Raw genomic sequence first — 22,212 nt, forward strand, 5'->3', positions numbered from 1 at the left:
TCGTCGGCAGCGTCAGATGTGTATAAGAGACAGGTATATATGTATAATATTTTTAGAAAATAAATCTGAGTAAAATGGAAATTTATAAGCCAAAAGAAATGATTATGAAAAGGGTTTTTAATATAAGCATAGTATTAACTAATCATTTCAGTCCCATATACTAGTTGAAAAGGTATTTTAACCTATGATATTGTAAGGGATATAGATAATTATATTTATGCTATTCTTGTATAATTTATACGTATTGTACCAGTTGAAAATTAGTTTCATTATTTATAATATATCTGACATGCATATAAAAAATGTAAAACATGCCTCTATCAGCAAAACGTATGAAAACTACGTTTATTAGAACAACGCAGTCCAATGGAAAAGGGAGGGAGGTCACATAATGCTGGAACATTGCGTATGTGGCAAAAAATGTGCTAAGAAAAGTGACATTAAGTATTGATGAAGTGAAAGCGGATGATATTTTAGCAGAAGATATTTTTTCCGAGTACCGCCTATTAGCTAAAAGAGATTTAGTGTTAACAGAGCGGATTATTGCATTACTCAAGCTTAGAAAAGTAGAAGAATTATCAGTTTATTTGCCTTCAGATTCAGTACGAATTGTCCATGATTTAGGTGCACAGCGTACAAGGGAGTACGAGGATGTATTTGCACCACTCATAGAGAAAAAGGAAGAGATTGATGAATATAAAGAAGCGGTAAACAATCTTTTTATGACAACTTTAGAAAATGTTGTTCATGAATTGCGTTATGGCCAAATTTTGAAAAGTATACAGGATACTTCCTATGTGAGAAATATTTTTGAACAGATTCTGGCAGAAAAGCATCGCTATGACTTACTGATGCGATTAAGGGAATGGGATGAGTATTCATTTGTTCATTCATTTGACGTATTCGTACTAGGTACAATTTTTGCGCGTCATTTAGGCTTAACAGATATCGAAACACTTGCAAGAGGCTATTTATTCCACGATATTGGAAAGTTATTTATTCCCCAAGAAATCTTGAATTTAAAGCGAAAACTATCTGAAGATGAATTTGAAATTGTTAAATTGCATACTACAAAAGGCTTTGAGTTACTTGTGGAGAATGGCGAAGAAGATATTGCCTATTTGGCACGTGACCATCATGAACGCTTTGCTGGGAAAGGTTATCCCAATCATCTTTGTGCAGATGAAATGAGTGAGGGTGTTCAGTTATTACAAATAATAGATGTGTATTCCGCCATGACATCGAAACGTGTGTATCATACAGGGTATGGTGCGACAGATGCGTTAGCTGTTTTATATCGTGATCGTCATTTGTATAACGAGAAGTTTATGCATAAATTTGTAGAGTGTCTAGGGATTTATCCTGTGAATTCAGTGGTGCTACTTTCCGATTATCGACGGGCGCAAGTAGAGCTTGTCTATGATTTATTCCCGACGCTACCGAAAGTAAAATTGCTAGATGAGCAAACGTCTATGAATTTACCTTTGAATTATAGTATAAAAATTGCTGAAATGATTGACTATCGTGTAAATAGTTTTGAGGAAATATTTAACTTATTTGTTGAGCAACTTATACGTTGTGATGAAGATAAATTAAGAGGTCATTTTAATAAATTAATCGATCATTTGCATCCAAAAGAAATAGTTTTGAAAATCTTCTTACCTGCTTTCCGAATTTTGCGACTATTGACAAGGGAAATTCAAACCGATATGACGAAGTATAGAAATTCTATAAATATTTTAAAGATATTGTTAGAAGAGCAGCTAAATGTTTTGTACATGGATTATCAGCATGATAAAACGACAGTTTTAGTGGTGGAGACAACACTTCGCGAAAATTTTTTCATTAAATTAGTTCAGAGTATTTTGTATATTGATAAAATCGTGCCATTCTTTATTAATCCAGGTGATGATCAGCGGATTACACAGCTTATGGAGCACTGTGAGGTAAATGTAGCCTATTTTATTGAAGATGAGTTAACAATGGAAAAAAGAGTGCGTCCGATGCGTGAAGGCACATTTCTTTATTACTCCTTAAAAGATATTGAAGAGTTGCTTGTTAGTTTAGTAGGGACGAGTATGAAAAAATTTTCCTTTGAAGAAAAAATGCAAGAACGTTTGTTTACAAAATTAAAGGCATAAGAAAGAGGGAGTCACATGGTGTGACTCCCTTTGCTTTTTACCATCCATATAGAATATCAGCGATAAGTATCCGAAGACTACTGTTGTCAAAGCGTTCGCATCCATTAATACGCATGTGCACTAAAATTGAAGATGTTTTTCGATATATGCCTTAACATCAGCGATTGGCATACGAACTTGTTCCATAGAGTCACGGTGACGTACTGTTACTTGACCATCTTCTTTTGAATCAAAATCGTATGTGATACAGAAAGGTGTACCGATTTCATCTTGACGACGGTAGCGTTTACCAATTGATTGTGATTCATCATAGTCTACCGGGAATGCTTTGCGAAGCTCTGACCAAACATCTCCAGCTTCATCCGATAATTTTTTAGAAAGTGGTAACACTGCCGCTTTAAATGGTGCAAGAGCTGGATGGAAACGTAATACTGTACGCTTATCATCTTCTTCTAGCTCCTCTTCATCATAGGCATCACATAAGAAAGCTAATGTTACACGGTCTGCCCCTAATGATGGTTCAATACAATATGGTACATAGCGTTCATTTGTGACAGGATCAATATACGTGAAATCTTCACCAGAATGCTCCATGTGTTGTTTTAAGTCGTAGTCTGTACGATCAGCTACTCCCCAAAGCTCGCCCCAACCAAACGGGAATTTAAACTCGATATCTGTTGTTGCGTTTGAGTAGTGGGATAATTCATCGTCTTCGTGGTCACGAAGGCGCATTGAATCTTCGTTCATACCTAAGTTCAGTAACCAGTTTTTACAAAATTCTTTCCAATATGCATGCCACTCAAGGTCTTCGCCGGGTTTACAGAAGAATTCAAGCTCCATCTGTTCAAATTCACGTGTACGGAATGTGAAGTTACCTGGTGTAATCTCGTTACGGAATGATTTACCAATTTGTGCAATACCAAATGGTGTACGTTTACGCATAGAGCGTTGAACATTCTTGAAGTTTACGAAAATCCCTTGTGCTGTCTCTGGACGGAGGTAAATTTCGTTTGTAGAAGATTCTGTTACACCTTGGAATGTTTTGAACATTAAATTAAATTGGCGAATATCTGTGAAATCAGCTTTACCGCAATCAGGGCAAACGACGTCGTATTTCACCATTGTTTCTTTCATTTGTTCGAACGTCATTCCGTCCACAATGATTTCATCGCCTTTTGCTAAAGCAGCATCTTCGATGATTTTATCAGCTCGGTGACGTGCTTTACATGCTTTACAGTCCACCATTGGATCGTTGAAATTTCCTACGTGGCCAGAAGCAACCCAGGCTTTTGGGTTCATTAGGATTGCAGCGTCAATACCTACATTATGTTCAGATTCTTGGACGAATTTTTGCCACCAAGCTTTTTTTACGTTATTTTTTAATTCAACACCAAGCGGACCGTAATCCCAAGTGTTTGCTAAGCCTCCATAGATTTCAGATCCAGGGAAGACAAAGCCTCGATGCTTTGCTAAAGATACAATAGTTTCCATTGATTTGTTAGCCATTTAAATAGCCTCCTTAATTGTTTTACATAAAATGAGTGAGGAGTTTAATCAGATACACTTAAGTGCAGGTTGTTGTGCTGCATTCGGCGTCATCCTCGTTAAACTAAAATAGCACCCGTCTCCGGGCACAAATAATGCCCAGGGACGAGTGCTAATACCCGCGGTTCCACCCTGATTGTTTTAAACGTCTTGTTTAAAACCTCTTTTTAAAAAGTTAGCTCAAGGAGTGCCTTTTCTCTGTTACTGTGTAGACTTTCACCATCTTCTACTCGCTTTTAGAAAGAACAGATACTTTTTTCCTATCATCGCTTGTATAACGCAATATCGCTCGAAAATACATGTAGAGCTAGCGTCTGTGTCAATATTGTAGCATGTAGTTCTTTTCTTCGCAATAACCATTAAAATAGTATATAATAATTGAGCATGAGTATAACACTATTAGAGTTGAGGCGGTGAGTCCAATCGAACTCAATAAACGTCAGGAAGACATTTTACAAATTGTGAAAGAAAACGGCCCGATTACAGGCGAACATATTGCAGAACGTCTTAATCTGACAAGAGCGACATTAAGACCAGATTTAGCTATCCTGACAATGGCGGGCTTTTTAGATGCAAGACCACGTGTTGGCTATTTCTATTCAGGTAAAAAAACGTCCGTTACGATGACGGACAGCATCAACAATTTAAAAGTAAAAGATTTTCACTCCGGCCCAGTTGTTGTACCCGAAACAATGACTGTGTATGATGCGATTTGCTTCATGTTTTCGGAGGATGTGGGGACCCTCTTTGTCGTAGATAAGAACGAATTTTTGACAGGAGTGTTGTCTCGTAAGGATTTACTGCGTACAAGTATTGGCACGCAGGATTTAAATAAAATTCCTGTACATATTATTATGACGAGAATGCCAAATATTTCGTACTGTGAAAGATCTGATTCGTTAATTGTCGCAGCGAATAAACTAATTGAGCGTGAAGTTGATTCGTTACCAGTAATAGAACCACAAGAGGGTGGCCTAACGATTGTTGGGCGTCTCACAAAAACGACGATTACACGTGCTTTCTTATCACTTGCACAAAATGTCTGAAATTGAGGGGAACAGCATGAAGAAACTTCGAGTTTTTGTCGTTTCCGATTCCGTCGGTGAAACGGGTGACCAAGTAGCAAAAGCCGTTATTAGTCAATTCCGACCAGGTTTAGAAAAAACGATTATTCGTCGTTTTCCACATATTCAATCTGAAGAACTTGTACGAAAAATTGTATGCCTAGCAGCGAAACAGAAGGCATTCATTATTTATACACTTGTTCGACAGGAGATGCGTTCGTTATTACATGAATTGTGTGAAAAAGAAAAAGTACATGCGGTCGATATATTGGGAACTGCACTGAAATCTATGGCTACGTTTATGGAAGAGATTCCACTAGAAACACCAGGTATTGTACATCAGCTTGATGATGATTACTATAAAAAAATTGAAGCAATTGAATTTGCGGTGAAATATGATGATGGTCGAGATCCGCGTGGTTTATTACAAGCTGACATTGTGTTAGTTGGGGTTTCTCGTACTTCGAAAACGCCCCTTTCGCAATATTTAGCACATAAACGTTATAAGGTGGCGAACGTACCGTTAGTCCCAGAAGTGGAGCCACCAGAAGAGTTATTACAAATAGATCCCAGAAAATGTTTTGGCTTAATTATTTCTCCTGATAAATTAAACTATATTAGAAAAGAAAGATTAATGTCTTTAGGATTAAATGATGATGCTATCTATGCGCAACACACGCGTATTTTAGAAGAAATTCAACATTTTGAAAAAATTGTCGGTAAAATTGGTTGTAAAGTTATTGATGTGACCAATAAAGCTGTAGAAGAAACAGCGAATGAAATTATCGAACATCTTACAAATTGTCAATAAGAAACAAAGTTCAGTAAACCACCTCGGTTTGTTAGAGGCGGTTTTTTTGAGTCGGTATTGAAAATAGTATAGATAAAAACTAATTTTTGTTTTATAATAATAAAATTGTGGTAAAAATATTTAAAAAGAGAAAATTCCTATTTTTTTGTCGAGAAATAAAGGATTTTTAAAACGGATAGCGAATTGTGTTCTAGAACGTAACTTAAAGATGGTGATGAATATGGCAGGGAAGATTCCTGAAGAAGTGATTGAACAGATTCGGACACAATCGGATATTGTGGATGTCATTAGCGAATATATGCAACTCACAAAGCGTGGGCGTAATTGGTTTGGACTCTGTCCATTTCATGGAGAACAAACACCATCTTTTTCTGTTTCTACAGACAAGCAGATTTTCCATTGCTTTGGTTGCGGGGCAGGCGGTAATGCTATTACTTTCGTCATGGACATTGAGGGTATAACTTTCCCAGACGCAGTTGTGAAACTTGGTGAACGTGCTGGCATACATTTAGATGTTGGTCCAAGTTTACCTGAAATGACGAAAACAGTCTCAAAAGCAGAAGAGCGCATGAAAGAAGCACATGCTTTTGCAGCGGATTTTTTCCATCATTTACTGTTGAACACAGAAGATGGTGAAGAGCCTTTAAATTATTTGCTAGAAAGAGGATTTACAAGGGAACTTATCGAATCTAATAGCATTGGATGGTCTCTCCCAAGCTTTGATGCTTTAACGATATTGCTTGAAAGAAAAGGTTATAACTTACAAGAAATCGCTGATAGTGGTTTAATTATCAAACGTGATGGGGAAGAACGCTATTTTGATCGATTTAGAGGACGTATTATGTTTCCGATTCGTGATGAGAATGGAAAAATCATTGCATTCTCAGGACGAATACTTTCATCGACAGGTGAAGAGGCAAAATATTTAAATAGTCCAGAATCACCAATTTTTCATAAGAGTGAAGTACTTTATAACCTAGATAAGGCACGAACCTCTATTCGAAAAAATCGTCAAGTAGTATTGATGGAAGGTTTTATGGATGTTTTAGCAGCTAGTTCAGCTGGTGTAATGAATGCTGTCGCAACAATGGGTACTTCGCTTACGAATCAGCATATCACAAAGCTAAAGCGCTTAGTAGAGCAAGTTACGATTTGCTATGACGGTGATAATGCTGGGTTTGATGCGGCGAAGAGAGCGGCACAGTTATTACAAACTGAACGCATGAAAGTAGATATTGCAGTGTTACCTGGAAAACAAGACCCTGATGAATATATTCGGAGTCTTGGTGGACAAGCCTTTAAAGAACAAATTTTGGAAAATCCACATGCGTATATTGCTTTTATGATGATGCATGCTAGACGCAATAAGAATTTTCAGTTTGAAAATGATACGCTTCAATATATTCAAGAAGTGCTCGAACAACTAGTAGGTAGATCCTCACCGGTGGAACGAGACTTGTATATAAGGCAGCTATCGAATGAAACAAATATTTCGGAAGAAGCGATTTATGCTCAATTTCGAAAAATAGAGGCAAGTCAGGTGCGCTCTGCAAAAGTAGAGCTACCAGAACAAGTGCCTTCAATGCCAGTCACGCAGCAACAAAAGCCTATGGACGCAGCCGAACGTGCCGAACGTTTATTACTGGCTCATATGCTTCATAATATAGATGTAGTGGACAGGGTATTACGTAATGAACAAAGAGAGCCTTTTGTACGTGATGCGTATTTGGCTGTTTTTGTTCGATTAGTAGGTTTTTATGAGGAATACGGTCATTCAGATTATCAGCGTTTTGTAGAGATTCTAGATGACGCTGAATTACGAAAATTAGTTATGGAAGCTGCATTAGTAGAGCGAGACCCTGATCAAGCAGAGGCAGAGGTTACGGATTCTATACGTCAGTTGCAGAAATATCGAATTGAGCAAGAAATTCAACAAAAGATGCATGAGTCAAAGGAAGCGGAGAAGATGCATGAGTATGCGCGTGCACTTGAAATCGCCCAACAGATTATTCATTTAAGAAAATCGTTATCGGCGATTTAACCCGATTCGGTTGTTTAGAAGGAGGAAGGTTTATGGCGGACAAGTCTGAACGTTCAAAAGAGGTAGAAGTAGAAATTACATTAGATGAAGCAAAAAAATTGCTTCAAGAAAAGGCGAAAACAGAAGGTGAAATTTCAATGAAAGAAATTTCAGAGAAATTATTACCTTACGAATTGGAAAACGAAGAGGTTTTTCACTTCGCCGAAGATCTTGAAAAACATAAAGACATTCAAATCATTGGTAAAGAAGAATTTGAAGAAGAAAGTCTAATGAAAGAAGAAGCAAGTGAAGAGACTTTCGACTTAAATGATTTGAGCGTACCACCCGGCGTGAAGATAAATGATCCCGTTCGTATGTACTTGAAAGAAATTGGTCGAGTTGATTTACTTTCTGCCGAGCAAGAAATTGCCTTAGCAGAACGCATTGAACAAGGTGATGAAGAAGCTCGTAAACGTCTAGCAGAAGCTAACTTACGTTTAGTTGTGTCGATTGCGAAACGTTATGTTGGTCGTGGTATGTTGTTCCTTGATTTAATTCAAGAAGGGAATATGGGACTTATTAAGGCAGTTGAAAAGTTCGACTATCGCAAAGGTTTTAAATTCTCGACATATGCAACATGGTGGATTCGTCAGGCAATTACACGTGCAATTGCTGACCAAGCACGAACAATCCGTATTCCTGTGCATATGGTAGAAACAATCAACAAACTAATTCGTGTACAACGTCAATTACTTCAGGACTTAGGACGTGAGCCTTCTCCAGAGGAAATTGGAGAAGAAATGGATTTAACGCCTGAAAAAGTACGTGAAATTTTAAAAATTGCGCAAGAACCAGTATCTCTTGAAACGCCAATCGGGGAAGAAGACGATTCACACTTAGGTGACTTCATCGAGGATTCAGAAGCGCAATCTCCTTCTGACCATGCAGCATATGAACTGTTAAAAGAACAATTAGAAGATGTTTTAGATACATTAACTGACCGTGAAGAAAATGTACTTCGTCTACGATTTGGTTTAGATGATGGACGTACACGCACTCTTGAAGAAGTAGGGAAAGTATTCGGTGTAACACGTGAACGTATACGTCAAATTGAAGCTAAAGCGCTTCGTAAATTACGTCACCCTTCCCGCAGTAAACGATTAAAAGATTTCTTAGAATAAATTTCAATATAAAGTTACCTTTCAAATAAGGTAGTCCACTGAAAGTCCATATCGTTTCATGTTACGAGGTATTCGACGATTTGATCGTTTGAATACCTCGCTTTTTTCATTTGGCACCCGAAACTCCCCTGTTGTTTCGAAGCACTCCACTCGCTTTCCGTGGGCGAGCCCGAGCCTCCACCTATGCTTCGCTGCGGGGTCTCGTCTGTCTTGCTATCCCCGTGGAGTCAAGGGGGAAAAAGCAAAGGAATAGGGCACTTCTTGTTCAATTTCGAACAGAAAGTGCCCTATTTTAATTTGAAGGACAACAAAATGTAAGTCTTTCAGTGCCTAAGGACTTAGCGTGAATGTTTCTTGTTTGGAAATTATGGACAGCATCATCTTGCATTAGTCCTTTCAATAGAAAGTGGTAGATATGAATCGGAAAGGATGAAAACTCAGAAAAAATGATAAAGTTAGTTGATGTGAGTGTAGGCAGTGACTCATAAGGGAACTAGCGAACCCGCAGGAACGTTAGCGACCAGGAGGCACAAGGTCGCCTCAGGAAAGCGTCCGTTGTAACGGAAATCAACGCCATCAAAGAAAAAGCCATGGCAGGAATGATTTATCGTTTCCGAATGGCGAAAATTCATTTTATGGATTTTTTCAGTGCACTCCTCATTGGGAGGTATCTCTTATATAGAAATATAAAAGTACTAGCACCTACGTAGGGTGTTTGCTAAGCAGGTCTTGGCGGAAATAAGCTGACATATGTAATTTTGCAAAAGAATATTGCCTTGATGAAACAAATATACTTGAAAATTAAATGAAAACGTTACTAACGATATGCATGGTCATAAAAATACCACATTAGAACGGGGCATAAGTTCTCCTATTTGCGACTTTTTACAGATGCCCTTTTGCCGCTTGTGAGATAAAATTGTAGTACAACCATTATTAAGCAATGTTTGGAGAATACACTATGACAAATCCTCGAAAAAAAATAATCTTAAATGAGATTTTGTTTTGGAAGCAAAATAAACTATTACCAGAGCATTACTGCGATTTTTTAGCAACACTTTATGCAGAAGGAACAGACTTGGAGGAGCTAGAGTTTGCGTCTCATAAACAGGCTGTTATACCCTTAGAAAAACGAAAAATGATATTCTTATTAGGAACTCTATGTATTAGCGTAATTGCACTCTTATATGTCTATTTTACAGTTCCTTCTTTAACAATGATTTTAACGTTTATTGTAGCTAGTGCATCGATTACGTTATTCATAATAGCGTTCAGAGTAGTGAAGCAACATAATTTGCTCGCTCCTATACTCCATATTATTGCCGCTATTTTGTTATTTAGTGTTTCAATTCGCATCTGTACTACATATTTTAGTGGGAATAATATTGCATTATTTGGTTTGATTGCAGCAAATTGTGGTGTGTGGCTGTGGTCAGGCATAAAAATGAAGCTACTTTATTTCACAGTCTCTGGTGTTCTAGGGTTAATTGCACTAATTGGCTATTATATCATAAACTTAACATAAACCTATCCTTCCTTTGATATCAGCTCAAAGGAGGGTATTTTATTTTTCTAAAATAGTAGTATGGCTTTTTTTATAAGCAGAAACAAAAGGAAAAAACAGTAGAAATACATATTAAAAATATATTGAAATAATAGTATGGCTTATTTAGTGAAAAAGTAATTAGAAATTTGCGTCACAGTGATTCAAAAGACTGGATATACTATTTCATTAGGAATTGTGTTTTTTTGAACATGTTTTTGGTCGACATAAAAAAATCATGATAGTTTTAGGTATATGAAAGCGCTGAAAGTGGAAAGATAGTTTCGAGAAGATTGGACGATTAACGATTGGAAAAGCTATATTAGAAGTCCAAAATATGGGGATAGCAAGTCATATTTTATCCAATTGATACAGAAATGTCGAATTTGTTACAAACAAAGGAAAACTTAGCGAATAGGGCTTTTCGTTTCCTGTTTAATGCAGTACAATATTAGATGTTGACTGATTCTATATTATAATAGAAGTAGATTTAAAAATGAGGAGGGGAAACACATGAAAAACAATCCAGTCGTTCCTTACATCTTAATTCTGGCATTTGGTATTGGTCTTATTTTCTTCATGTCTTTACAAGGCGCAGATAACAAGAAAGAAATTGCTGCTGAACATGAGGGTGGTGGCGACACTACAGAAGCTACTGATGATGATTCTGCATTAGTACAATCTTGTATCGGTTGTCACGGTGGTGACTTAACTGGTGGTGTTGGTCCAAACCTACACGGCTTAGATGAAGCTCATATCGTAGATGTATTAACAAACGGTATCGAAGGTACACCAATGACTCCAGGAATGAAAAATGAAGCGGAAGCAAAAGCAATCGCTGAATACATTTCTACTCTAAAATAGTTTGACAATGGCTGTACTAAAAGTGTTTTCACACTTTTGGTACAGCCTCTATTATTTTGATGGAGTTGCTCAAATTTTGAGACAGCTCCATTTGTTTTTTCTTACGACATCATACATACTAGAGTAGACTCTATATAAGGTAGGCGGTTAAAAATGAACGCACAAAAATTATCAAAAAGATTAGAAACAGTGGCGAAATTTGTGCCAACAGGTGCGGTTGTTGCTGATATAGGTAGTGATCATGCCTATTTGCCTTGCTATTTAATTCATAAAGGTATTGCTTCTTCCGCAGTAGCAGGTGAAGTAGTCAAAGGTCCATTTGAATCAGCTGTTGGACAAGTACAAAAAGAAGGTTTAACAGAAAAAATTACTGTGAGACTAGCAGACGGCTTAGCGGCAGTGGAAGAGACAGATCATGTTGACACAATTACAATTGCAGGTATGGGTGGACCTCTGATTGTATCGATTTTAGAAAAACATCCAAAAAGCCTAGACGGCGTTACACGTCTTATTTTACAGCCAAATATTCATGCAAAAGTCATTCGTGAATGGGCATTAGTGAATAATTGGGCAATCCTTGATGAAGATATTCTTGAAGAAGACGATAAAATTTATGAAATTCTCGTATTGCAACGTGGACCGATGAAGCTAACAGCTTCAGAACTTTTATTTGGACCGAAATTAATGTTGCGTAAAATGCCAGCATTTATAAAAAAATGGACGCGTGAAAAAGAAAACTGGCAGCGTGTTTTACATTCTATTGAAGGAGCAGAGCAAACACCTGAAATTGCTGAAAAACGCGCAGAGTTACTAGGGCAATTAAAGTTAGTGGAAGGGGTTTTATAAGTTGAAGACAGTAAACGGTCAGGAAATCATTCAATTGTTTGAATCATGGTCACCTAAAAAACTAGCATGCATGGAAAATGATCCAATTGGACTCGCAATTGGCACACTAAATAAACCAGTAAATAAAGTTTTAGTGACATTGGATGTTAACGAAGCAGTAGTGGATGAAGCCATCTCTCAGGGCTGTGAGCTTATAATCGCGCATCACCCGCCCATATTTAGACGTCTTGCCAATATTCGTACCGATAACCCAGCGGGACAATTATACGAAAAGCTTATCAAGCATGATATTGCAGTCTACGCTGCTCATACGAATCTAGATGTAGCAAATGGAGGCGTCAATGATTTACTTGCTAATGCACTGCGACTTGAAAACCGTTCTATATTAGAAGAAACATATGCAGAGGATGTACTTAAACTGGTTGTTTTTATTCCTACTGCCAATGCAGAAGAATTACGTGAGGCACTAGCAAAGGCTGGCGCAGGGCGTTTAGGGTCCTATGAGGCATGTAGTTATACATCGGTCGGAGAAGGGCGTTTCCGTGCACGGGATGGAGCGAATCCGCATGTAGGATTAATTGGAGAGTTGCATGTCGAGCGTGAAGTAAAAGTGGAAGTCGTATTCCCAGCCTCTCTCAAAAATCGTTTATTAAAGGCGATGTTAAATGTGCATCCCTACGAGGAACCTGCATATGATGTGATTCGTTTGGACCAACAAACGAATATTATGGGCTTAGGACGTGTCGGTTATTTACCACAAGAAATGACGCTCCATGAGTTTGCAGAGTTTGTAAAGCAGCAGTTAGATGTGCCAACAGTACGTGTTGTTGGTGATTTACAATCGAAGGTTAAAAAGATAGCACTTGTTGGTGGGGACGGCAATAAATATATTTATACGGCGAAACGTGCAGGGGCAGATGTGTTTTTAACAGGTGATATGTATTTCCATACTGCACAAGATGCACAAGCAATCGGTCTACAAATCGTGGACCCAGGACATCATGTAGAAAAAGTGATGATTGCAGGCGTAGCTAAAAAAATGGCAGACATGTGTAAAGATAAAAATTTTACAGTGGAATTTGTTCAATCTACCATTGATACAGAACCATTTTTATTTGTCTAGGAGAGGGGAATGAGTATGGGAAATAGGCGACCCGCGGGCAATAACGCTGGTAAGTTATGGATTATTATTGGCCTAATGATTGCTGTATTTGGGGGCGGCATGACGTTGATGACCAATAATATGAATGATAAGAAAATAGATACGATGACACAGCAATGTGAGAATGATGGTGGTAAGGCCATTGTCTCAAAGGAAAAAAACTTTTTATCAACAAGCTATTCATTTGAATGTAAACGATAGAAGAACAAAAGGCTGGATTATACAATCTTGGTAATTCAGTCTTTTTGTCAATATATTGTGCAAGTTTGTAGTGATGGGATGTTGGGAAAGTACAGAGAGGAGAGAGTGATGTTGTTTATCCGTTTAACAAAGGAACAACAAGAACTTATAATAGCTGACATTCAAAGGTTTTTTTATAATAATCGTGACGAGGATATTACGGAATTTGAGGCTGAACGAGTATTTGATTTTATGAAGGAATATGTGGCACCTCATATTTATAATGCAGCGATTTCTGATGCGAAATACGTAATGGAAAGACAGCTCTCTACAATTGAAGATGAACTAGCTTCTTTAGAACGTCCGATAAAAATAAAATGAATTACCTGAAGAGACGCAATTGTACAAAGAGTTGTGTCTTTTTTCGTTTAGAAAAGTAAAAAAATTCAAAACGAAACAATTGACAATAATGTTTAATGTATGATAAATTTATCTCGAATTAAAGATAAAAGAATTAAAAGTAAATTCACAATAAGGAATTTATATTTTTTTATAAATATCTCGAATTCGAGATATTTGCAGCTCCAGGTTTTATTAAATTATGAGTAAATATTGAATAAAGGAATGAATTCCTGTGCACCATGGCTTAGAGAGCTTTTTTCCTTAAAATTTACGGAGAATAGGAAGGCACAAGCTTACGCATTACAAAAAATTATTCGTTTTCAGTTCGTATGAACAAGAAGGAGGAAAAGAAATGTTGAAAATAGGAATTATTTTAGGAAGTACACGTGAAGGTCGTTTAAGTCCCCAAGTAGGTCAATGGGTAAAGGAATTAGCAGAAAAACGCCGTGATGCACAATATGAAATTATTGATATTGCAGAATTCAAATTACCTTTATTAGGTGAGCCAGGTACTGATGCTTCTGGGGCAGCTGCATGGTCTCAAAGAGTTGCTGCGTGTGACGGCTTTGTTTTCATTGTTCAAGAATATAACCACTCCATCACAGGGGCACTTAAAAATGCATTAGATTACTTACGGGAAGAATGGAATAACAAAGCAGCTGGTATTGTTTCATATGGTTCTGTTGGTGGGGCACGTGCTGCAGAGCATTTACGTGGCATTCTTGGAGAGTTACTGGTAGCAGATGTTCGTGTACATCCAGCACTATCTTTATTTACTGACTTCGAAAAAGGCTCCGTATTTAAGCCAAAAGATGTGCAAGCTGATTCAGTTAACCAAATGTTAGATCAAGTCATTCCATGGGCAACAGCATTAAAAACAATTCGCTAATAACCATAAGCGATATGTACATAATAATATGTGCATATTGCTTTTTTTATCTAATGTACTTTTCATAACAATATTTAATTTTTACTGATAGAAACTTTTTCACTAGTAAAGCGTATACATTATTGGAAGTAAAATAGGATAATGGTTATTTAAGGGGGAGTATTAAGTTTGACTAAAAAGAAAAATAAAAATGAAGCATGGGCATGGGCAAAGATAATAGGTTTAACGATAATTTTTACAATCGGTGTTCGGTATTTCATACTTTCTCCAGTAATTGTAGATGGTGCTTCGATGATGCCTACTTTTGAAGATGGGGAAAAACTATTAATTAATAAAATCGGTCCTCGATTAACGAACTATAATCGGTTTGACATTATTGTATTTGAAGAGAAAAAAGATTTAAATTATATTAAAAGAATTATTGGTTTACCGGGAGATCAAATTGCCTATAAGGATGACGTTTTATATATAAACGGGGAGAAGTACGAAGAGCCATATTTAAAAAAATATAAAGGGACCCTACAAGATAAAGGGGATTTTACATATGATTTCACGTTAGAAGAGCAATTAGGAGAGATGACAGTACCACAAGGGCATTTTTTCGTCTTAGGCGATAATCGACGTAGAAGTATAGATAGTCGTGACCCGAATGTTGGTTTTATTGCTCAAGACGCGATTTTGGGAACAGCAAGTTCTACATTGTGGCCTTTTGTCAAACGTGAAAATATACGCTTTGATCATTAAGATTTTTTGAAAGGCATGCTATAATTTTTCATTAAATACCGTGAAGGGGCAGTGAGATTTATGAAAACAATTATCGTCCATCATTATGATGCATTTAGCACGATACCAAATAAGGGGAATCCAGCTGGCGTTGTATTAGAAGCTGATAGCTACAATGAATTAGAAATGCAAGAAATCGCCAAGCAAGTTGGCTTTAATGAAACAGCTTTTGCCATGAAATCAGATAGAGCGGATTTATGCATACGTTATTTCACGCCTGGACACGAGGTGAATTTATGCGGTCATGCCACGATGGCAACGATTTATGCACTTAAAACGAATGGTTTGTTAGAGAATAAATCTATGTTCACAATTGAAACAAAAGCCGGTATTTTACCTATTCATTTGCAAGAGCGAGCAGGGGATGTTTTTATAACCATGCAACATGCTGCACCGCAATTCGAATCCTTCAATGGTTCAAGGGTAGAGTTGGCGAAAGCGATTGGATTAGCAGAGCATGAATTAAATTTAGATTTACCGATTATTTATGGCAGTACAGGGCTGGACATTGCTAATTCCTGTACGAAGTTTAGCAGCCATCAAAAAGATGGTACCTCAAACAGCTACGTTTCCAAGTATTTTAAAAGAAATGCCTAAAGCATCATTGCATCCGTTTTGTTTAGAAACGTTCGATGAAACTGCAGATATGCATGCAAGACATTTTTCTTCACCTTTCTCTGGGACAGTTGAAGATGTGGTGACAGGCACTGCATCGGGTGTTATGGGGGCTTACTATGCAAAATATATCGATAATAACATGTCATTACCAAAAACACTCCTTGTTGAACAAGGGCAAGAACTTGGTAGAGATGGGCGTGTACGTGTACATGTAAAACAGAAAGAGAATAATTTAGACATTTCTATTACTGGCACTGCAGTGTATGTGAAAAAGTTGACCGTAAAGATTGAGAATTAAGCACACAGTATGCGTCTAGCGCAAATCTCCACCTTTATTAATAATCAATATAAGAGAGACTGCCCTAATTGATTAATACATCATCTGTTGGACAGCCTCTCTCTTTTGATAAACCTATAAGAGCCAATTGATTGACATTATCTATAAGATTAATGTTTTATTTCTTCCATAACTTGCTGTTTTAAATCTATATCCATAGCAGAAAGATGTTTCTAGCCTGTCTAGTTCCCAACAAGAACATAAAATAGCTGGCTATCTCATTTTGAGATAACCAGCTATTTTATCTTTGTAGAATGTCACAAACACGGCCAATTTGACCATCAGTTAAGCGAACCTTGATACCGTGTGGATGGTAAGGAGAATTTGTCAGTAAATCCTTCACAATGCCCTTTGTTTTTACGCCTGACCGCTGATCTTTTTTGAGAATAATGTTGACCTCAAGACCGGGGTGAATATCTTTTCGATGTTGTCCGTTCATACTTTACCTCTTAACTTTGTAGAATGATTTGAATTATAGCATAAAGTGAAGTTAGTTACTTCCTACAAATAATGTTTGGTAAAGTGAAGCCAATAATGCCACAAATAAAGTATCGTCGGATTGCAAGAGTTTATAGACGATACCTTCCCGTACAAGGCCATTTTCTACAAAACAAGCACTCGCAATTTTTTCATCATTGCAATATAAATAAGCTGTTGAAGTAAAGTCCTTTTCAAAGCGAAAGACTAGGCCATCCATCGTAAAGGAATAGGAAGATTCCAGTAATTGTACAGTTTTTCGTTGAATCGGTAGCATACTTCCATCAGGCAAAGTTAGCTGGTGACTTACACCTTTGGGAAATAGCGTAGATTGCACTTGGAAAAGTGGCTTCCCTTGAGTAGTGCATGTTTCATAACGTTGTGGTAGTGAATCTTGCGTCGCAATGAGGAGTGCAGTATTAAGTACTTTTCCAACAGTTGAACGTTCAACTTTTTGCAGTAGGCAAACCGTTTCATTGTGCTCATTAACAATCGGTAAATTTGCCATTTTATTAAATAATTTAGGATATGTAAGTGAAAATGTAGCCATGAAAAAACCTCCAATCTATTTACTATATACGAGTAACCTAAACTGGAGGTTTCGCATTATTTTCATTTTATTTTGCCCATTTTAAAATGAAGTGAAAATGCGTGTAGAATCGAATGTTGCATGTAACAGGGCAATCAAGACATGGTCAGCGCTCTTGTAAAAGTTAATTGTGCTCTTGGAACAGGTTTTGTCATTCTTTATATAGTAATTAGTAGTAGTAATATAAAGAGCTATTAGAAGTCTTACAAAGAAAGCAGAGCACAAAGAGCGATTTCTACTGAAAAATAGCTGTCCGCTAAAGCTTAAAACAGCTCTATTGGACAGCCTGTATGAAATACCAATTTATATTGTATGAACAGTCATGAAAACACATCTTATGTTGAAAGTTGAGAACGAACTATTTGCATGATTAACTGAGCGCAATTGCCTGTTTGATTCGGCTAGTAATCAGTTGGAGACGAAGATATTCCCGCTGATTGAAGGTTCATTTTACCATTACTTCACCTGCAAGTGCGCGTTTTTCTTGCTCTGGGTCAAACTCTTTTTCCATTTTAGAAACGACTACTGCTGCCACACCGTTACCGATTAAGTTTGTTACTGCTCGTGCTTCTGACATAAAGCGGTCAACACCAATTAATAATGCAATGCCCTCGACAGGTATCATTGGGAATGCAGCAAGCGTTGCAGCAAGTGTGATGAATCCTGAACCTGTTACACCGGCAGCACCTTTAGAAGTTAGCATTAAAATAGCTAGCAATGTAATCTGATGCCAAATATCTAAATCAACACCATATGCTTGTGCGATAAAAATAGCCGCCATTGATAAGTAAATAGATGTACCATCTAAGTTAAAGGAATAGCCTGTTGGTACAACAAGTCCCACTACCTGTTTAGAACAGCCGTAGTTTTCTAATTTACGCATCATAGAAGGTAGCGCAGATTCAGAAGAGGATGTCCCAATGACGATAAAAATTTCATCTTTAATATATTTAATAAATTTAAAAATACTAAAGCCGAAGTAGCGTGTAATTAAACCGATGATAAGAGTGATAAATATGAACATTGTAATGTAAACCGATAACATTAAGAAACCTAAATTACCAAGTGATTTTAAACCAAAGTTCCCGATTGTATAACTCATAGCACCGAATGCGCCAATTGGTGAGATTTTCATCACCATATTGACGATTTTAAAGAAGATATCTGCTACTTGTTCAAAAAACTTAATGACTGGTTTAGCTGGTTCGCCAATCGCAGCAGCCGCTAAACCAAATAATACAGCAGAGAATAACACCGGTAATAATTCCCCATTTGCAAGTGCCCCAACAACATTATCAGGGATAATTTGCATGATAAATGCGCCAATGCCATGCTCTGCAGCAGCCGCCTGCTCAGTATATTGTGATACATCAGCACCATTTGCAGCTTCTGTATTAAAGCCTTTCCCAGGTTGCACAATATTGACAACGAGTAAACCAATTGCTAGTGCAAATGTAGACACAATTTCAAAATAAATAAGTGCCTTCCCACCGATTTTACCAACCTTTTTAACGTCACCCATACTACCAATTCCAATAACAACGGTTAAGAAAATAATAGGTGCAATTAACATTTTAATTAATTTGATGAAAATATCTGCTAATATTTTTAAGCTAGCGCCGAATTCTGGGAACACAGCACCGACAATAATACCGAGCACGATGGCAATCAGTACTTGTACAGTTAAATTTTTAAAATTAATACGCATTAAACTCTCCCCCTTAAAAAGTCGATGAATATTTTGTGAACGTTTTCATGTGGTTATCATAGCTGAAATTTTCCGACAATAGTTTTTATGACCGAAAAGTTTCTATTGTTCATTTTGTTCATTTTTGGTGATGTCTAAGGAAAACAAGGAATAGCAAGATTTTAGAGCTGTTTTATAGTAGATAGTGTTTTAGTGAACTATTATAATACACAAGAAAAAACCCCACTAAAAAAGTGAGGTTTTTTCATTAATGAACAAAAGTATTAAGGAGTAACAATTTTTTGAATTTCAGTGAGTACATGAACGTTTTCATTATTTTTGCGGTAATGGTCATAGACGGGGGATAGTTTTTCTTTAAAACGTTTCCGTTCCTGTTCGCTCATAACATAAATATCAAAGTCATCCTGTTGCTCAAGTTTGTGTAAATCGATTTCATTCATGAGAACAGCTTGTTCGAATTGCCATTCCGTCGTTTCCTCCATAGCTTCCTCAATTTGCTTTTGAATTTTTGGAGGAAGCGATTTCCAAAATTTACTGTTGATTAAAACTGCGTAACCTAAAATGCCATGCTTTGTTAAAGTCATATGTTGTTGCACTTTGTAAAAACCTTTCGAGTAAATATTGGATGCCGTATTTTCTTGAGCATCAATGGCGTGTGTTTCTAAATCCGTAAAGACCTCACTAAAAGAAATAGGGACAGGGGTAGCACCAACTGCCTCAAATTGTTTTTCAAGTGTTTTGCTAGGCATGGTACGTACGCGTAAACCTTGTAAATCTTCATAGCTATGAATAGGTTGCTCGACTGCAGTTAAATGTTTGAAGCCATTATGCCAAAAACCAAGACCTTTTACATGATAGGGCTCAAGCTCTTCTAATAATTGCTTACCAATTGAGCCTGTTAGTACTTGTTTCACTTCATCATCTGTTTTAAAAAGGTAGGGAAGATCGAGCACTTGCCAATCTTGTACATAAGATGTCATCTTTGAAAAAGTAGGGATAATCATTTCAACTTCACCATTTTGAACTGCATTAAACTCATTTTCATCATTAAAAAGCGAGGCATTTGGATAAACATGTACCCTGACCTCACCATTTGTTTTTTCCTGCACGAGCTCAGCAAATTTACTGGCTGCTTGTCCTTTCGGTGTATTTTCTGCAACGACATGACTTAAATGAATGGTGATTTGTGTATCCAAGCCCTTTTGTTCATCGTCATAGGGGAGTGGTTTTGCAAAAAGTAAGCCTTGCTGTATGCCTATGGAAATTGTTAACAATATTGCGGTTGCTATTGTTCCAATAATAAATTTTTTCATATATTACACCCAATTGATTCGTATTTTCCTATGTTTTTGTTATTCTAACATATGGAGTAAGCTAAAATATAGTGATAGGAGGCGATGATCTTGAAATTTCATAAGTTATCAATGAAGAGAAAAATCATGTCTCTTACTTTTTTTATACTCATTGTTTCCTTTAGTATAGGTGGTACTTTTTTGTTAGGATTTGTTATGAATGAGCAGAAAGATAAGCTTGAAAATCAGGCATTACTTGTAGCAAAAACAGTATCGCAGTTACCAGAATTAAAAACTTATATTGTCCATGATGATTTTGTGAAAGCGACACAGCATATTAATCCTGTTGTGGAAGAAATTCGTGATATAAATGGAGCGCAGTATATTGTTGTGCTCGATATGCAAAGACGCAAATATTCGCATCCAAGTGCGGAAGAAATCGGTAGAATCTCCCAATCGGGTGATTTAAATGCTGCATTTTCTGAACATTATTATACATCAATTGCACATGGACAACATGGAGAGATGGTACGTGCTTTCGTCCCCATTATGAGCAATGAGGGTCACCAAGTTGGGGTAGTTGTGGTGGGTTATAGTGTTTTGACTGTCACTGAGTTGCTTCAGTCTATCCAAAAAGAGCTATTCATTACCATCCTATTGTCATTGTTATTTAGTGCCTGGGGCGCGCATACGTTAGGGCTTCACATGAAAAAACAAATGTTTGGATTAGAGCCACATGAAATTGCCAAAATGTATGTGGAACGAACTGAAACATTTAACGCTATGCATGAAGGAATTATTGCCATTGATAATGATTTGACAATTACAATTTTCAATGAAAAAGCCTGTGAGATTTTAGGGGTATCGGAACGACCGGTGACGCTCATTGGTAAGAAAATTTTTGAGGTGTTACCAGATACACGATTGCCTGAAATTTTAGCATTAGATCGTCCTATCTACAATCGTGAGCTCTATATTAATAATCATAGTATTATGAGTAATCGAATTCCAATACAGGTAAACGGAGACACTGTTGGTGCTGTAGCTATGTTTAAAGACCGTACGGAAGTGAAACAGCTCGCAGAGGAATTAACGGGTGTTAGGGCGTTCGTTCAGGCTCTGCGTGTGCAAACACATGAGCATAAAAATAAATTGCATACCATTGCAGGGCTTTTACAGCTTGGCCATCATGCACAGGCGCTTTCCTATCTAACACAAGTGAAGGAAGAACATGATGAAATTACCAATTTTCTAAATGAACGTATTAAAAACGAAAATATTTCTGGCCTGCTGCTTAGTAAAATTTCCTATGCGAAGGAGCAAGGGATTACATTGGAAATTGATCGAGCAAGCCATCTCTCAACATTTCCGAAAAATTTAGATCATCATGATTTCGTTATTTTATTTGGAAACTTAATAGAAAATGCCTTTGATGCCTTAAAAGACATGCCAGTTGGAGAAAAAATTGTGCATGTTTCAGTTGATGAGGAAGACGATGTGCTTGCGATATTAGTAACGGATAATGGCGTTGGCATGTCAGAAGAAGTAAAAGCCCATATTTTTGATAATGGTTTTTCGACAAAGGAAAAAAAGGGCAGGGGCATTGGACTCTATTTGATAAAAGAAATTGTTCAAAAAGGACATGGTGATATTGAAGTCATAAGTGAACCCAATAAAGGAACAAGTTTTTTATTAACATTTTATCTGCATTAAGCAACAGATTTTAGTAAGAAAGCGAAGCGCCAGCGCTATATTTTGAA

General features: G+C 37.0%; 19 protein-coding genes and 1 pseudogene. 15 read left to right on the forward strand and 5 right to left on the reverse strand.

Annotated elements, in window-relative coordinates:
- Positions 1–422 precede the first annotated feature (422 nt).
- Positions 423–2,141 carry an HD-GYP domain-containing protein gene (locus tag C9J35_RS10965; protein ID WP_107924642.1) on the forward strand — a complete coding sequence of 573 codons (1,719 nt, stop codon included), beginning with the start codon at positions 423–425 and terminating at the stop codon, positions 2,139–2,141.
- A 120-nt stretch (positions 2,142–2,261) separates the two neighbouring features.
- Here the strand turns inward: C9J35_RS10965 and C9J35_RS10970 are convergent, their stop codons facing one another.
- A complete protein-coding gene (locus C9J35_RS10970; RefSeq protein WP_107924543.1) occupies positions 2,262–3,647 on the reverse strand; it encodes a glycine--tRNA ligase in 1,386 nt (461 codons plus the stop codon).
- A gap of 452 nt (positions 3,648–4,099) precedes the next feature.
- On the opposite strand from C9J35_RS10970, the gene ccpN reads away from it, so the two are divergent.
- From ccpN to C9J35_RS11035, 13 genes and pseudogenes are all read left to right on the forward strand, one after another.
- Positions 4,100–4,732: a transcriptional regulator CcpN gene (gene ccpN / locus C9J35_RS10975; RefSeq protein WP_107924544.1), complete on the forward strand. Its 633-nt coding sequence runs from the start codon at positions 4,100–4,102 to the stop codon at positions 4,730–4,732.
- Positions 4,733–4,748: 16 nt separating this feature from the next.
- Positions 4,749–5,561 (forward strand): pyruvate, water dikinase regulatory protein, encoded by an 813-nt coding sequence (locus C9J35_RS10980; RefSeq protein WP_107924545.1) that lies wholly within the window; start codon positions 4,749–4,751, stop codon positions 5,559–5,561.
- Between the two features lie 220 nt (positions 5,562–5,781).
- Positions 5,782–7,602, forward strand: a complete 1,821-nt coding sequence (dnaG, locus tag C9J35_RS10985; RefSeq protein ID WP_167395954.1) for a DNA primase — start codon at positions 5,782–5,784, stop codon at positions 7,600–7,602.
- A gap of 32 nt (positions 7,603–7,634) precedes the next feature.
- Positions 7,635–8,762 (forward strand): RNA polymerase sigma factor RpoD, encoded by a 1,128-nt coding sequence (gene rpoD, locus C9J35_RS10990; RefSeq protein WP_107924547.1) that lies wholly within the window; start codon positions 7,635–7,637, stop codon positions 8,760–8,762.
- 961 nt (positions 8,763–9,723) lie between these two features.
- Positions 9,724–10,287, forward strand: a complete 564-nt coding sequence (locus C9J35_RS10995) for a hypothetical protein (RefSeq protein ID WP_107924548.1) — start codon at positions 9,724–9,726, stop codon at positions 10,285–10,287.
- Positions 10,288–10,818: 531 nt separating this feature from the next.
- Positions 10,819–11,169: a cytochrome c550 gene (cccA, locus tag C9J35_RS11000; RefSeq protein WP_054768194.1), complete on the forward strand. Its 351-nt coding sequence runs from the start codon at positions 10,819–10,821 to the stop codon at positions 11,167–11,169.
- Positions 11,170–11,322: 153 nt separating this feature from the next.
- Positions 11,323–12,015, forward strand: coding sequence for a tRNA (adenine(22)-N(1))-methyltransferase (locus C9J35_RS11005; protein ID WP_107924549.1), 693 nt, complete (start codon positions 11,323–11,325; stop codon positions 12,013–12,015).
- A gap of 1 nt (position 12,016) precedes the next feature.
- Entirely contained in the window at positions 12,017–13,138 is a 1,122-nt protein-coding gene (locus tag C9J35_RS11010; RefSeq protein ID WP_107924550.1) for a Nif3-like dinuclear metal center hexameric protein, read from the forward strand.
- A gap of 15 nt (positions 13,139–13,153) precedes the next feature.
- Positions 13,154–13,378, forward strand: coding sequence for a hypothetical protein (locus C9J35_RS11015; RefSeq protein WP_107924551.1), 225 nt, complete (start codon positions 13,154–13,156; stop codon positions 13,376–13,378).
- A 111-nt stretch (positions 13,379–13,489) separates the two neighbouring features.
- Complete coding sequence (locus tag C9J35_RS11020; RefSeq protein ID WP_107924552.1) at positions 13,490–13,738, forward strand: DUF2164 domain-containing protein; 249 nt, start codon at positions 13,490–13,492, stop codon at positions 13,736–13,738.
- Between the two features lie 373 nt (positions 13,739–14,111).
- The gene (locus C9J35_RS11025; protein ID WP_054768195.1) at positions 14,112–14,648 is read left to right on the forward strand and encodes an NADPH-dependent FMN reductase; all 537 of its coding nucleotides are present in this window, start codon (positions 14,112–14,114) and stop codon (positions 14,646–14,648) included.
- A 168-nt stretch (positions 14,649–14,816) separates the two neighbouring features.
- On the forward strand, positions 14,817–15,392 hold the full coding sequence (lepB, locus tag C9J35_RS11030; protein WP_107924553.1) for a signal peptidase I: 576 nt from the start codon (positions 14,817–14,819) through the stop codon (positions 15,390–15,392).
- A 60-nt stretch (positions 15,393–15,452) separates the two neighbouring features.
- A pseudogene (locus C9J35_RS11035) lies at positions 15,453–16,347 on the forward strand (PhzF family phenazine biosynthesis isomerase).
- Positions 16,348–16,627: 280 nt separating this feature from the next.
- Here the strand turns inward: C9J35_RS11035 and C9J35_RS11040 are convergent.
- From C9J35_RS11040 to C9J35_RS11055, 4 genes are all read right to left on the reverse strand, one after another.
- Positions 16,628–16,825, reverse strand: coding sequence for a YwbE family protein (locus C9J35_RS11040; RefSeq protein ID WP_107924554.1), 198 nt, complete (start codon positions 16,823–16,825; stop codon positions 16,628–16,630).
- A 51-nt stretch (positions 16,826–16,876) separates the two neighbouring features.
- On the reverse strand, positions 16,877–17,413 hold the full coding sequence (locus C9J35_RS11045) for a tubby C-terminal domain-like protein (protein WP_107924555.1): 537 nt from the start codon (positions 17,411–17,413) through the stop codon (positions 16,877–16,879).
- A 484-nt stretch (positions 17,414–17,897) separates the two neighbouring features.
- On the reverse strand, positions 17,898–19,160 hold the full coding sequence (locus C9J35_RS11050) for a dicarboxylate/amino acid:cation symporter (protein WP_107924556.1): 1,263 nt from the start codon (positions 19,158–19,160) through the stop codon (positions 17,898–17,900).
- A gap of 263 nt (positions 19,161–19,423) precedes the next feature.
- Positions 19,424–20,473 carry a TRAP transporter substrate-binding protein gene (locus C9J35_RS11055; protein ID WP_107924557.1) on the reverse strand — a complete coding sequence of 350 codons (1,050 nt, stop codon included), beginning with the start codon at positions 20,471–20,473 and terminating at the stop codon, positions 19,424–19,426.
- A 111-nt stretch (positions 20,474–20,584) separates the two neighbouring features.
- Between C9J35_RS11055 and C9J35_RS11060 the strand changes: the two genes are divergently transcribed.
- The gene (locus tag C9J35_RS11060; RefSeq protein WP_235616285.1) at positions 20,585–22,165 is read left to right on the forward strand and encodes an ATP-binding protein; all 1,581 of its coding nucleotides are present in this window, start codon (positions 20,585–20,587) and stop codon (positions 22,163–22,165) included.
- The last annotated feature ends 47 nt before the right edge of the window (positions 22,166–22,212 follow it).

It is taken from the genome of Lysinibacillus parviboronicapiens (assembly GCF_003049575.1).
Classification (GTDB): Bacteria; Bacillota; Bacilli; order Bacillales_A; family Planococcaceae; genus Lysinibacillus; species Lysinibacillus parviboronicapiens.